Raw genomic sequence first — 13,434 nt, 5'->3', positions numbered from 1 at the left:
CCGGGTGAAGAGGTAAAGGGATTTGTACGCTATGCGCGTGCGCCTCGCCAGTTATCACACTGTCACAGATGCACAACGGCCCACCAAAAGGCGGGCCGCTGTTTTAAACATTAGCGCGGACCGAATCAGTCCTGACGGCTGGTCACTTCCAGCAGGTGATAACCGAACTGGGTTTTCACTGGGCCTTGCACGGTGTTGACCGGGGCGCTGAAGACGACGGTGTCGAATTCTTTAACCATCTGGCCCGGGCCGAACGAACCCAGGTCGCCGCCTTGACGGCTGGACGGGCAGGACGAGTTGGCTTTGGCAACTTCGGCGAAATCGGCGCCGCCTTCGATCTGTGCTTTCAATTCGTTGCACTTGTCTTCGGTGGCAACCAGGATGTGACGGGCGGTGGCTTTGGCCATGAGGGATAACTCCTTGGGTAAAAACGGTGAGCGTACCGGATTCAGGTGGTTATTTCCTGGCAAAGTTCCCCAAGAATGAACCGTAGCCTTAGGAGCGCCGTCGCCCGTAGCAGCTGTCGAGCCCCAGCGAGGCTGCGTCAGCCGCGCCGCCGCTGTTGCGCCAGGCACATGACCGGGTCGCTCCCAACGCAGCCTCGCTGGGGCTCTACAGCTGCTACGGGGGGTGATGGTAGGTCAGGTGTGGCGGGCCATTACGCCGCTGTGGGTCAGCCAATCGATAAACAGCGCAAACAGCTCCGCCTGGGAGTTGATCTCAAGCTTGGTATATAAATGCTTGCGGTGCATGCGCACGGTTTCCGGGGAAATGCCCAGCACTTGGGCGGTGGATTTCACCGAGTGCCCGCGCAATATCAGGTGGGCGATCTCCCGTTCGCGCACGGTCAATACACCGCTGCCAAAATGCATGAACGCCGCTTCTATCTGCTGGTGCACCTGGGTCTGGGTGAAGGCCTCATCACTGATCACCTTGCACAGCCCGCCGGTGGTGCCGAAGCGTCGCAGCAGTTCACGCACGATCGGTTGGGCGGTTCGTTGCAGCGCCAATTGTTCATCGCTGAACTGGCCGGCACTCAGCCCCTGGAACATGCACAGGGAAATCTTGCTGTTGGGGCACAGGTCGACGATGTAATAGCTCTCTTGGGCGCCGCCGCTGCGCAGGTAGTAGGTCTTGTAGTACTCGCTGTTGAAGAAATCGTCCGGGGCGATTTGCGCCAAGTGGTAGAAACCTTCGGCCAGGCCTTTGTCTACTGCCAGGCAGAAGGGGTCCAGCAGGTAGCCCCGGGAAAAGTAGCGGTTGATGATTTCTTCATAGTGCGGCCGGGGGATGCCTTGCTGGTAGAGCAAGTGCGGCGCCTGGCCCTGGCGCTCCAGGCTGATCATCATCGATTCGATGGGTGTCAGGGCGCTGAGGGCGCGGGCCAGGTGTTCAAGGAAGGTCGCTTCGTCAACGCTGACGAAAGCGTGGGCCAACGCGCCATTCCAGGCTTCAAGCACCTGGAAGGACGGGGCAGGGCAGTGATCGGCATTCTGGTTCATGCCGGCCAGTCTACCCGCCGGCCAGGGCCCCGGCAAAAGCACCGGGGCGCCCAGGCTCATCGGCCCTGATACTCGCCGCTCTGGCGCAGCTCTTCGGCGGTGTCGAGGATGCACTGGCGCAGGATTTCCACCACTTGATCCACCTGGGCATGGGTAATGATCAGCGGCGGCGACATCACATTCAGGTGACCGATGGGCCGCACCAGCAAACCTTTGGCCTGGGCCCGCAGGTGGATCTTCTCGCCGATGTTTACCGCGTCCGGCAGCAGCGCCTTGGTATGTTTGTCGGCGACAAACTCAATGCAGGCCATCAAGCGCTGGCAGCGCACGTCGCCCACCAACGGCAGGCTGGCCAGGGTTTGCAGGCGCTGTTCGAGGTACACGCCGACATCCTCGACGTGCGCCAGCAGGTTTTCCCGCTCGATGATCTCGATGTTCTTCAGCGCCGCCACGCAACTCACCGGGTGGCCGCTGTAGGTGAACCCGTGGGTAAAGCAACGGCCCTTGCCCGGCTCGCCGATCACTTGCCAGATGCGATCCGAGAAAATACATGCGCCCAACGGCAGGTAGCCTGACGTCAGGCCCTTGGCGGTGGTGATGATGTCCGGCTGCATGTCGAACACCTCCTCGGAGGCGAAGAATTTTCCTAGCCGGCCGAAGGACGTCACCACTTCATCCGCCACGTAGAGCAGGTCGTAGCGTTGGCAGATTTCCCACATGCGCCGGTGATAACCCTTCGGCGGAATGATCACGCCGCCCGAGCCCATGATGGGTTCAGCAAAGAACGCGGCGACTTTATCGGCGCCGATGGTCAGGATCTTGTCTTCGAACTCATCCACCAGGAAATCGAGGAACTGCGCTTCGCTCATGCCCTCCGGCGCCCGGTAATAGTTGGGGCACGAGATGTGGTGGAACAGGTCGCTCATGAAGTCGAATTCGGGGGCGCGGTCGGCGGCCTTGTTGCCGATGGACATCGTGAGGAATGTCGAGCCGTGGTACGCACTGAAGCGCGAGATGATGTGTTTCTTCTCATGCTTGCCGCGGCTGTTCTGATAGAACTGCACCAGGCGGTAGGCGGTATCGACGGCCGTGGAACCGCCGGTGGTCAGGAACACATGGTCGAGGTCGCCGGGGGCCAGGCTGGCAAGTTTGGCGCACAGTTCGATGGCGGTGACGTTGGCCATGTCGCAGAACGGGTTGGAGTAGGCCAACTGGCGCACCTGGTTGGCGATGGCGTCGGCCATTTCTTCGCGGCCCAGGCCGATGTTCGTACACCACATGCCGCCGACGGCATCCAGGTAACGGTTGCCGGTGGTGTCGTAGATGTAGGCACCGTCACCGGCCGCGATGTTCAGCGAGCCTTGCTCACGGTGCTCATCGAACATATGGAAGCCGTGCATGTAATGCGCCTTGTCGGCGGCGTCCAGTTGCTCGTGGTCGAACTGGGCGAAAAAAGCAGGATTTGGCAGAGTCATGGCATTTACCTTCAATGGCTGGGTTTCACTTGCCGGTCTTCACGGCGTTCCAGGTACGGGTGATCAGGCGCACGGCGGCTTGGGACTGGCTTTTCTGGGTGAACAAGCGCTGCATCGTCGCCGCGTCCGGGTAGATGGCCGGGTTGTCGCGTATCTCCGCATTTACAAAGGGCTTGGACGCCAGGTTGCTGTTGGCGTAGTGAATGGTGTTGCTGACGCCGGCGATGACCTGCGGTTGCAGGAGGAACTCGATGAACGTGTGGGCATTCGCCACGTGCGGGGCGTCGGCCGGGATGTAGAAGTTATCGAACCAGATCAGCGAGCCTTCCTTGGGAATGAAGTAACCCAGGTTGACCTTGGCCCCGGCTTCCGCCGCCCGGGCCTGGGAAGTGGCGTAGTCGCCCGACCAGGTAGTGGCCATGCATAGCTCGCCGTTGGCAAGGCCGTTGATAAAGCCGCTGGAATCGAATTTGCGGATGTACGGGCGCACGGCCATCAGTACATCCTGGGCAGCCTTGAGGTCTTTGGGCGCCACGCTGTTGGGGTCGAGGCCAAGGTAGGTCAGGGCCAGCGGGATCATGTCAGTAGGGGAGTCCATGAAGGTGATGCCACAGTCGGCAAAGCGCGAAATGACCTTGGGGTCGAAGATCATCGCCAGCGAGCCAATAGGCGCATCCGGCATGCGTTCCTTGATCTTGTCGATGTTGTAGGTCACGCCGTTACTGCCCCAGGTGTAGGGCGCCGAATAGGTCACGCCCGGATCATGGGTTTCAAGGCTTTTCAGCACTAGCGGGTCTAGGTTGTTCCAGTCGGGCAGCAGCGTTTTGTTGAGGGGCTGGAAGGCCTTGGCCTTGATCAGCAGCGGCACCAGTGACGCGTTGAGCACCACCAAGTCATAACCCGAGCGCCCCGAGAGCAGCTTGCCCTGCACGGTTTCGTAGGAGTCGTAGGTGTCGTAGACCGACTTGATGCCGGTGGCTTTCTCAAAGTCGGCGAGGGTGTGTTCCCCGATGTAATCGGCCCAGTTGCAGATGCGCAAGGTGTTGCCCGGGTCGTCAGCGGCCTGGCTGAGGGACGTGAATGCAAGCAAGACAGCGCTGAACAGGGCGATAACAGCTTTATGCATGGCGGACCCACCTTGAAATTGTGCTTGTTGTCAGGCCGAGGGGCTGATTGCACTTTCAGGCAGGTAGCGGGTGGGCGCCATACCCCGTTCGGGTAGGAGGCGTCAGGGCAGTACGATGTAGTCGTTTCGCGTGACGACCGGGCGGTGAGCGCCTTGCTCCAGGTGGATATAGCGTCCGTCTACCAGGTCGATGGGCAGGCAGTCATCGATATCCAGCACACCGTCGGTATGAGATTGCGTCCAGTGCGGGAGCATCTGCCGTTTGCCCTGGGCAGCAGCTTCCTTGGCCGTGCGCGCAACCACCAGCAGGTAGTGGTGGGCTTCGCCAAAGATGTTCGATTCATAACCGCCCAGATTGATGAAGTACAGGCGCGGCGCACCGGCGTTAGGCGCCAGGTGGCTGAGCTGGACTTTCCAGCCGTCGACGCCGTCGACCGTCATCCAGGAATCGATATGCACACCTTTCGGGCTGCCAAACCAGCCCTCGCGCAGTTGCGGGTAGGCGCCTTCCAGGGTGTCGGCCACGGCAAACACTACGTCATGCACTTCGATTTTCGCCCGGGGGTGCTTGCCCCCAAGCATGACCACAAACAGCATTGCGCGTCCTTTGTTTGGCTGGGATGGAAAGGGCCACGATCCTTCGATTGAACCCTTTTGTCCAGTCGGTGCCACACTGTTAATTCGCGAATTCATCAGGAGGTTGTCATGCGCACGATTGATCTGGCCGGCGTTCCCGTCCCTGTTATCGGCCAGGGGACCTGGCGCATGGGCGAAAATCCCGGCCAACGCAGCGCCGAGGTCGCCGCGTTGCAATTGGGTATTGATGAGGGCATGACCCTGATCGATACCGCTGAAATGTATGGCGAAGGCGGCGCCGAAGACGTCGTCGGCGAAGCGATTCGCGGCAAGCGCGACCAGGTGTTCCTGGTCAGCAAGGTGTACCCGCACAATGCCAGTCGCAAAGGCGTTCCACTAGCCTGTGAAGCCAGTCTCCGGCGTCTCGGCACCGACTACATCGACCTGTATCTGCTGCATTGGCGTGGGCAATATCCCCTTGAAGAAACGGTGGAAGCCTTCGAGCGCTTGCGTGAGGCGGGCAAGATCGGTCGCTGGGGCGTGTCCAACTTTGATGTGGCCGACCTGCAGGAACTGGCGTCCCCGGTCTGTGCCACCAATCAGGTGCTCTACAACATCGAAGAGCGCGGCATAGAGTTCGATCTGCTGCCTTGGTGGCAGCAGCATAATTTGCCATTGATGGCCTACTGCCCCATTGCCCAGGGTGGCGAGCTGTTGGCCAGCCCAACCCTTAAGCAAATTGCCCGTCGCCATGAGGTCACACCCGCCCAGGTTTCCCTGGCCTGGGTATTGCGCCAGGACGGTGTGATCGCCATTCCCAAGGCCGTGACGCCCGAGCATGTTCGGCTCAATGCCGCGGCGGCAAAGCTGGTGCTGGATGAGCACGACCTGGATGCGATTGACCGGGTTTTTGGTGCGCCGAAGCGCAAGCACCCATTGGCGATGGTTTAGTAACCGACAGAAACGGCGCCGTCCATGGCGTTGCCGTGTCTGTTTCGGTGGGTGCTTAGCCGGCGGCTACCGGGCTGCGCCAGTCATCAGAGCCCGTGGTACCGCATGCCTTATGGGTCCATAGGATTTTTCGGTAAGTGAAATACACATCCTCCAAGTGAGTGAAGTGCGCATTGGTCGGGTCCTGGCAGTTGGGCATCCGTGACTGGATGTCCACCAGAATCGCGTCCTCCAGCTCGATGGTGAAGTAGTGCTCCTGGTTGCCGACTGAACAGGTGCGGTACAAGTCAAGGCGGCACTTGACCATTTCCCCGGAGGTCAATGCGTTGAACAGTAGCGGCGAAGATTTATCGAATATCTTGCTGATCATCAGCGGCTTGTGCACGCGCTGCCCGGTGGGTTGGCCGGATTGTGGATCACGGGGAATGATCACCTGGTGCTGGAACCCCTGCACCAGAATCTGGTTTTCGTGGCCTTCCTGATAAATGTTGCCGACCGAGTCCTTAGTGAACGTGCCTGCCGTAATGAAGCCTTGCTTGGCGCCGGTGATGGATAGATACGCGGGTGTTGGCATAAGTGGTTTCCTTGCCTGATAAATGAGGTCGCCCCAGTCGGCTGATTTGCCGACTGGGTAATACTCGATATCAAGAAGCGTGCCGGAAAGTCCAAAAGCTAATGAAATCTGGGAGTTAAGATTTTATTGGTTTTCTTTTATGGCGTGATGCTGGTTTGTAGCTGAAGTTAGTTGTATTTGTTTGCGCAGAGGTGTGCAGTTAGTTGCGCCGTATTGATACGTGGCTTGTTCGCCGGGGCGATACATAAAACATAGTCGTACGCGTTATTTGGGTTGCGCAACTTGTTGCGCACCGGCGAATTTTTATTTTTGTAGGAAATTCCTTAACCGTTACTTCGTGGCTTGAACATTGCCTTTTGCATGGATAAGGTTCGTACTCTTCTCGCCGGGAAGACGAACTTAAAGCAGTGTTCTGACGTTTGCTTAAATTGCCGTTAGTTCACTCATGTGTCCAGGGAAGTAGAGTGCGGCCCATAATGGTTTATTCAGACAGGCTTTCCGATTTCTACCTGAAACTTGCGCAGACGCCCAACTCGACAGAGAGTTTTGCGGGCGCCGATATGCGTTTTTCTACTGAGTACGAGGCACTTGAAACCGAACTGGGCAAGGCGCATTCAATGCACGGTAACAGTCAGCCTGACTGGCAATGGGTCGTGGAAAAAAGTGAGGCCTTGTTACGCCAACAGTCCAAGGACTTGCGAGTCGCGGTCTGGTTGACCTGGGCATTGCATCAGCGCGAATCCTTCCCCGGATTGCTCGCAGGCCTCGGATTGTTGCGCTACCTCTGTGAGCATCATTGGGCGGTCGTATACCCAAGCAAACCGCGCACCCGCAGTGCAGCATTTGGTTGGCTGGTCCCTCGCCTCGATCAGATGCTTGCGCAAAATCTTTCGTTCAAGGACCAACGGCCCTTATTCCACTGCATGCTCGAACACCTGACCCGGCTGGATGAGTTATGGACTCAACATCTCTGCGGAGATGCGCCATTGTTGCTACCGATTCGCAGGCGGCTCTCGGACGGGTTGCAGCAGACAACCGAGAGCGATCCACCGAGTGTTATCGCAGCAGGGATCGCCCAGATCACACAGGTAGCGACTCAACTGCTGGCGCCCGAGCCGGTCGTGGATAACGAAAGGGATGCCCATAAGCTGCTGCGTACGCTGCAGGAGAATGCCCGGCCTTTGTCTGCCTGGTGGCAGCGCCAGAATGCTACCGACCTGCGCGCGCTACGTCTGAACCGAACGTTGACCTGGCTGACGATCACCAGCCTCCCGGACTGTGACAACGAGCAGGTCACGCCTTTGCGAGGCCCGGCGCCGGACAAGCTCAAGCGCTACCAGGAGCGCTTTGTCCAAGGGCAGTACGCCGACCTGTTGTTGGAGCTTGAGGTCAGCCTGGCTTGCGCTCCTTTCTGGTTTGACGGGTTGTATAGGGTGTGGGAGTGCCTGCAGACACTTCAGGCCGATTTGGCCATGACCGAGCTGGAAGTGCACTTCGCCTTGTTGCTCCAACGATTGCCTGGGCTCGTGCAGTTGCGCTTTCACGATGGAACACCGTTCGCCGACTCCGTCACCCGGGGCTGGATCAACACGCAGGTTACCCGCCATCTGCAAGGTCCGGTGTCACCCAAGACTGCACTTGATGCCCAAGCTGCCCCTTGGGACAAAGCATTACACGACGTCATGCCCGTGCTGCGCAAGGATGGCTTCAAGGCGGCCGTTCGGTCGCTCAAGCAAGGCCTGCAAAGCGCCGCAGGCGACCGTGCCCGATTTCATTGGCGGCTAGGCCAGGCCAGGTTATGTGTGCTGGCGGGCAAGCATGACCTTGCCAAAGTCCAGCTTGAGCACCTGGACCACGAACTGCAGCAATCAGGCTTGCAGCGCTGGGAGCCCGAACTCGCGGTTGAAGTGCTTCAGCTCCTGCATGGCTGTTGTGACGTGTTGCCGCAAAGCCATTCTGTGCGTGAGCGCAAGGAAGATGTCCATCGCAGGCTATGCCACTTCGATCTTGAAGCGGTACTTGAATAGGCTTTCGAGCCACCCGAAAAAAAGGAGAAATACCATGGCGAAAGAAGGTTCGGTAGCCCCCAAGGAACGCGTCAATATCACGTTCAAACCCGCCGTCGGCAACGCGCAGGAAGAGGTGGAGCTGCCGTTGAAACTGCTGGTGCTTGGCGACTTCACCCAGCGCGAAGACCCGCGCCAGCTCGAAGACCGCAAGCCCGTCGGCATCGACAAGAACAGCCTTGACGAGGTGTTGGCCAAGCAAGCCTTGAGCTTGACCTTAAGCGTCCCCAATCGGCTCCAGGATTCTACCGAACCCGATGAGCTGGCGATCCAGGTCAGGATCAACTCCATGAAGGACTTCAACCCTGCGCATCTGGTTGAGCAAATACCCGAGCTGAAAAAGCTCATGGAACTGCGTGATGCACTCGTGGCGCTGAAGGGGCCGCTGGGCAACACACCGAGCTTTCGAAAAGCCATTGAAAACGCCCTCGCCGATGACGAGTCCCGCACCCGGGTATTGGCGGAATTGGGGCTGGGCAGCCCAGCCGTATGACTCACTCAGTAAAAGGACACTGACACTATGACTACCAGCCAAAGCCCGTTGCACGCTCCCGCAACTGATGAATACAGCATTCTCGACGACATCATTGCCCAAACCCGTCTCAGCGCCGACGATGAGGCTTATGGCATCGCAAAGCGCGGGGTCTCGGCATTTATCGAGGAACTGATCAAGCCGCAGAACCGGGGCGAACCGGTCAAGAAGCGCCTGGTTGACCGGATGATTGCCGAGATTGACGCACGGCTGAGCCAGCAAATGGATGAGATTCTCCACCATCCCGATTTCCAGGCGCTGGAGTCGTCCTGGCGCGGCCTGCAATTGCTGATTGAGCGCACCAATTTTCGTGAAAACATCAAGATCGAACTGCTGAACGTCTCTCGCCAGGACCTGCTGGATGACTTCGAAGACTCACCGGAAGTTACCCAGTCTGGCCTCTACAAGCATATTTACAGTGCCGAATACGGTCAGTTCGGCGGTCAGCCCGTAGGGGCAATCATCGCCAATTATTTCCTCTCGCCCAGTGCGCCCGACGTCAGGTTGATGCAGTACGTTTCAAGCGTTGCCTGCATGGCCCATGCACCGTTCATCGCGGCCGCCGGCCCAGGGTTCTTTGGCCTGGAGAGCTTCACCGGCCTGCCCAACCTCAAGGACCTGAAGGACCACTTCGAAGGGCCGCAGTTTGCCAAATGGCAGAGCTTTCGCCAGAGCGAAGATGCCCGTTACATCGGCCTCACCGTTCCGCGCTTCCTGCTGAGGACGCCATACGATCCCATTGATTGCCCGGTCAAGACCTTCGCTTACCAGGAAAATGTGGCCAGCAGCCACGAGCATTATCTGTGGGGTAACACGGCGTATGCCTTCGCCACCCGCTTGACGGACAGCTTCGCCCGGTTTCGCTGGTGCCCGAACATTATCGGCCCGCAAAGTGGTGGCGCGGTAGAGGACTTGCCGCTGCATCACTTTCACAGCATGGGTGAGATCGAAACCAAGATTCCTACCGAGGTGCTGGTATCCGACCGACGCGAATACGAACTGGCGCAAGAAGGCTTCATCGCCTTGACCATGCGCAAGGGCAGCGACAATGCGGCGTTCTTTTCCGCCAGCTCGGTGCAGAAACCCAAGTCCTTTGGAATCAGCGCCGAGGGCAAGGTCGCGGAGCTGAACTACCGGCTTGGCACCCAGTTGCCTTACATGATGATCGTCAATCGACTGGCCCACTACCTCAAGGTACTGCAGCGCGAACAGCTGGGATCGTGGAAGGAACGCACCGACCTCGAACTGGAACTCAACAAGTGGATTCGCCAATACGTAGCCGATCAGGATAACCCCAGCGCCGAAGTGCGTGGACGCCGCCCGCTTCGGGCGGCACGTATCGTAGTCAGCGATGTCGACGGAGAGCCCGGTTGGTACCGCGTCAACCTGAGCGTTCGGCCGCACTTCAAGTACATGGGGGCGGACTTCACATTGTCTCTCGTCGGCAAGCTCGACAAAGAATGAGCCGTAGCCACGTGATTACCCAAAACCGCAGCCTGTTCGAACGCCTGGATTCCGGCGTGGGGCGCAGCCCGCAGGGCTGTGCCGTGGAGTCCGTGGCAAGCCACTTGGCGAAAATGCTCAGCACCCGTGTGGGCAGCGTACTGACGCTCCCGGACTACGGGTTGCCTGATCTGAACGACATGCGCCTCAGCCTGCATGACGCGTTGATCCAGGCCCGTTTCCTGATTGAGCGCTCTATCCAGGCCTATGAACCTCGTCTGAAGGATGTATGTGTCAGGGCAATACCTCAGGACCGTGATCCGTTGACCCTGGCGTTTTCCATCGAAGGTGCAATGGAGGTCGACGGCTTGACGCAAACAGTCGCTTTCTGCGCAAGCCTGGCTCACGGCGCACAGGTTGAGGTCAAACCGGATGTCGTTTAATCGCTATTACCAGGGAGAGCTGAGTGCGCTGCGGCAGTTGGGGCGACGCTTCTGCGAGCGTAACCCGGCACTCGCACCGTTTCTGGGGGAGGCCGGACAGGATCCGGATGTGGAGCGGTTGCTCGAGGGTTTTGCATTCCTCACGGGTCGCTTGCGTCAGAAGCTTGATGACCAGTTGCCGGAGTTGAGCCACTCGTTGATGCATTTGCTGTGGCCCAACTATATGCGGCCGCTGCCAGCGTTCAGCATGCTGCAGTTTGACCCGCTCAAGCGGGCAGGGCCTGCCATCAGGGTCGAGCGGGATACACCGGTGGAAAGCATTGCCATCAACGGTGAGCGTTGCCGTTTTCGTACCTGTTACCCGACGCAGGTTTTACCGCTGCAACTGGCGGCCCTGGAGTACTCGGTACAGGGCGAGGGCGCTTTGCTGTGCCTGCGTCTGGAAATGACGGCCGAGGGTAACTTCAGCGAGTTGGCACTGGACTGCTTGCGTCTGCATCTAGCGGGGGAGCAGCCCCTCAGCCAGGCGCTTTACCTTGGGCTTTTGCGTCATTTGGACGGGTTCGAGTTAGTGCCTTTGGGACGCGACGGGCAGCCGGTTATCGGCGCTGATGGCGAGGCTACCTCATTGCGTCTGTCCAGTAACGCGATCAGCCCAGTCGGCTTTTCCGAAGAGGAGGGACTGATCCCTTACCCGTTGAATACCTTCCGTGGCTATCGCCATTTGCAGGAGTATTTCGCCTTCCCCGACAAATACCTGTTTGTCGATGTAGGTGGTCTGGATGTGCTCAAAGGGTTGCCCGTTGACCTGCTCAAGCAGGTGCACGGCCTGGCGCTACGCTTCAGCATGCGTGGCCGCGGCCTTGAACGACTGACGCCGACCCTGGACAACGTGAAGCTGTATTGCACGCCCATCGTCAATCTGTTCAAGCACGATAGCGTGCCAATACGCCTGGACGGCAGGCAGGACGAATACCTGCTGTTGCCTGGCGAATACACCCGGGGTAACTGCGGCATATTTTCCATCGACAAAGTCACAGGATGGCGGCCGGGAGGCCTGGGTTATCAGGAATATGTACCGTTCGAGTCGTTTGAACATGATTTTGGCAGCGGGTCGCCCAGCTATGGCGTTCGCCTGCGACCTTCACTGCAACATACCGGAATGGACACCTGGCTGAGTTTCGACCAACGCCAGGGGCATGATCAGGAAACCCTGTCGGTTGAGCTGACCTGTACCAACCACAACCTGCCGCGCCTGTTACAGGTGGGGGATATCAACCAGGCCTGCGAGCAGACGCCCGAGTTTCTGACGTTTCGCAACCTCACAGCCGCAACGCCCAGTTTTTCGCCTCCTCTGGACAGCGACTTCCTGTGGCGACTGATCAGCAATATGTCGCTCAACTATTTGTCATTGACCGATATCAACGCCTTGAGAGTGATCCTCGAAACCTACGACCTGCCGCGTTATCACGACCGCCAGGTTGAGAAGGTCAGCCGGAGACGGTTGGGCGCACTCCAGTCGATCAGTCACCAGCCTGTGGACCGGTTGCACCGAGGCCTGCCATTTCGCGGGTTGCGGGTTGATCTCACCATCGATCCAGAAGGTTACCTGGGGGAGGGCGACGTGTTTGTTTTTGCCTCGGTACTCAATGAGTTCTTTGCACTTTACGCCAGCCTCAACTCGTATCACGAACTGCGAGTGATCAGCACACAAGGAGACGTGTACCTATGGCCACCTCGCATGGGCCAGCAGCCCCTGCTTTAACCGCACTGTCCCGAATGATTCGCGAGTACTCGGTGTTTCAGGCGGTCGCGCAGATCATCGAGCGTTTGCGCGAGGCGCACCCCTCGCTTGACGAGGAAGCGTTGTACGACCAACTGGAGTTCCAGGCCAATCCTGGCTTCGGGTTTCCCGGCAACGATATTGACCGCGTGGAGTTTTTTGTCGAGCACGGCCATTTGCGGGCACGCCTTCGTCTCAATGTGCTGGGGCTGTTTGGTACGGGGTCACCGCTGCCAGCGTTCTATGGTGAGCAAGCCTTTGCCGACGCAGTGGGCGGTAATTCGACGCGTGATTTCCTGGATCTTTTTCACCATCGCCTGCACCGGTTGATAGTGCCGATCTGGCGGAAATACCGTTATCAGGCGAGCTTTCAAACGGGCGCCTGCGATCCATTTTCCGAGCAGATGTTCGCGTTGGTAGGTCTGGGTGGCAGCGCGATTCGCAGCGGCGCCCAACTGAACTGGAAGCGTCTGTTGCCCTACCTGGGACTGCTCAGTCTGCGTGCGCACTCCGCCGCACTGATCGAGACCGTGCTGCGTTATTACTTCAAGCACAGTCGGCTGGTCATCGAGCAATGGGTCAAGCGCACGGTGGTAATCGGCCAAGAGCAGCGTAATGACCTTGGTCGCAGCTATAGCACGCTGGGTTCTGACCTGGTGCTGGGCGACCGGATTATCGATCGCAGCGGGATGTTCAGGGTCCATGTGCTGGCACTGGGGTGGGAGCGGTTTCATGATTTTTTGCCCACCGGGTCAGGTTATGAACCGCTGTGTGCGCTGGTGCGTTTCGCCGTCCGGGACCCCTTGGAGTACGACGTGCGATTGGTGTTGGCAGAGGGAGAGGTTCGGCCGTTGCACATTGGTGAGCACAACGTCTGCCGCTTGGGCTGGACCAGTTGGTTGGGGCATGAGCGAGCCGACGGTGTGGTCACCTTGGCCAGTAAAACTCATTAGGGATTGATGA

At 58.7% G+C, this 13,434-nt stretch carries 13 protein-coding genes; 7 read left to right on the top strand and 6 right to left on the bottom strand.

Annotated features, from left to right (window positions below):
- Positions 1 to 125: 125 nt before the first annotated feature.
- The 5 genes from AU074_RS20725 to AU074_RS20705 form a co-directional block, all read right to left on the bottom strand.
- On the bottom strand, positions 126 to 407 hold the full coding sequence (locus tag AU074_RS20725) for a peptidylprolyl isomerase (RefSeq protein ID WP_003208024.1): 282 nt from the start codon (positions 405 to 407) through the stop codon (positions 126 to 128).
- Between the two features lie 234 nt (positions 408 to 641).
- Positions 642 to 1,502 (bottom strand): response regulator transcription factor, encoded by an 861-nt coding sequence (locus AU074_RS20720; protein WP_076016438.1) that lies wholly within the window; start codon positions 1,500 to 1,502, stop codon positions 642 to 644.
- 56 nt (positions 1,503 to 1,558) lie between these two features.
- Positions 1,559 to 2,977: an aminotransferase gene (locus AU074_RS20715; protein ID WP_076016308.1), complete on the bottom strand. Its 1,419-nt coding sequence runs from the start codon at positions 2,975 to 2,977 to the stop codon at positions 1,559 to 1,561.
- 25 nt (positions 2,978 to 3,002) lie between these two features.
- Positions 3,003 to 4,103, bottom strand: coding sequence for a polyamine ABC transporter substrate-binding protein (locus AU074_RS20710; protein ID WP_076016307.1), 1,101 nt, complete (start codon positions 4,101 to 4,103; stop codon positions 3,003 to 3,005).
- Between the two features lie 102 nt (positions 4,104 to 4,205).
- Complete coding sequence (locus tag AU074_RS20705; RefSeq protein WP_076016306.1) at positions 4,206 to 4,700, bottom strand: DUF1543 domain-containing protein; 495 nt, start codon at positions 4,698 to 4,700, stop codon at positions 4,206 to 4,208.
- Positions 4,701 to 4,808: 108 nt separating this feature from the next.
- Between AU074_RS20705 and AU074_RS20700 the strand changes: the two genes are divergently transcribed.
- Positions 4,809 to 5,630 carry an aldo/keto reductase gene (locus AU074_RS20700; protein ID WP_076016305.1) on the top strand — a complete coding sequence of 274 codons (822 nt, stop codon included), beginning with the start codon at positions 4,809 to 4,811 and terminating at the stop codon, positions 5,628 to 5,630.
- A 55-nt stretch (positions 5,631 to 5,685) separates the two neighbouring features.
- Here the strand turns inward: AU074_RS20700 and AU074_RS20695 are convergent, their stop codons facing one another.
- Positions 5,686 to 6,204: an Hcp family type VI secretion system effector gene (locus tag AU074_RS20695; protein WP_076016304.1), complete on the bottom strand. Its 519-nt coding sequence runs from the start codon at positions 6,202 to 6,204 to the stop codon at positions 5,686 to 5,688.
- Between the two features lie 476 nt (positions 6,205 to 6,680).
- Here AU074_RS20695 and tssA point away from each other — a divergent pair, with 476 nt between their 5' ends.
- The 6 genes from tssA to tssG are packed head-to-tail and all read left to right on the top strand — an operon-like array spanning position 6,681 to position 13,424.
- Positions 6,681 to 8,231: a type VI secretion system protein TssA gene (gene tssA / locus AU074_RS20690; protein WP_076016303.1), complete on the top strand. Its 1,551-nt coding sequence runs from the start codon at positions 6,681 to 6,683 to the stop codon at positions 8,229 to 8,231.
- Positions 8,232 to 8,265: 34 nt separating this feature from the next.
- The gene (tssB, locus tag AU074_RS20685) at positions 8,266 to 8,763 is read left to right on the top strand and encodes a type VI secretion system contractile sheath small subunit (RefSeq protein ID WP_076016302.1); all 498 of its coding nucleotides are present in this window, start codon (positions 8,266 to 8,268) and stop codon (positions 8,761 to 8,763) included.
- 27 nt (positions 8,764 to 8,790) lie between these two features.
- Positions 8,791 to 10,266, top strand: coding sequence for a type VI secretion system contractile sheath large subunit (tssC, locus tag AU074_RS20680; RefSeq protein ID WP_076016301.1), 1,476 nt, complete (start codon positions 8,791 to 8,793; stop codon positions 10,264 to 10,266).
- The gene (gene tssE, locus AU074_RS20675; RefSeq protein WP_076016300.1) at positions 10,263 to 10,688 is read left to right on the top strand and encodes a type VI secretion system baseplate subunit TssE; all 426 of its coding nucleotides are present in this window, start codon (positions 10,263 to 10,265) and stop codon (positions 10,686 to 10,688) included. Before tssC ends, tssE begins: the two co-directional genes overlap by 4 nt.
- Positions 10,678 to 12,453: a type VI secretion system baseplate subunit TssF gene (gene tssF, locus AU074_RS20670; protein WP_076016299.1), complete on the top strand. Its 1,776-nt coding sequence runs from the start codon at positions 10,678 to 10,680 to the stop codon at positions 12,451 to 12,453. The genes tssE and tssF overlap by 11 nt, the downstream gene beginning before the upstream one ends.
- Positions 12,417 to 13,424 carry a type VI secretion system baseplate subunit TssG gene (gene tssG, locus AU074_RS20665; RefSeq protein WP_076016298.1) on the top strand — a complete coding sequence of 336 codons (1,008 nt, stop codon included), beginning with the start codon at positions 12,417 to 12,419 and terminating at the stop codon, positions 13,422 to 13,424. The genes tssF and tssG overlap by 37 nt, the downstream gene beginning before the upstream one ends.
- Positions 13,425 to 13,434 lie beyond the last annotated feature (10 nt).

It is taken from the genome of Pseudomonas sp. ATCC PTA-122608 (assembly GCF_001952855.1).
In the GTDB taxonomy this organism is placed as follows: domain Bacteria; phylum Pseudomonadota; class Gammaproteobacteria; order Pseudomonadales; family Pseudomonadaceae; genus Aquipseudomonas.
The sequence above is the reverse complement of the archived record's forward strand: the minus strand, read 5'-3'. Positions and strand labels throughout refer to the sequence as shown.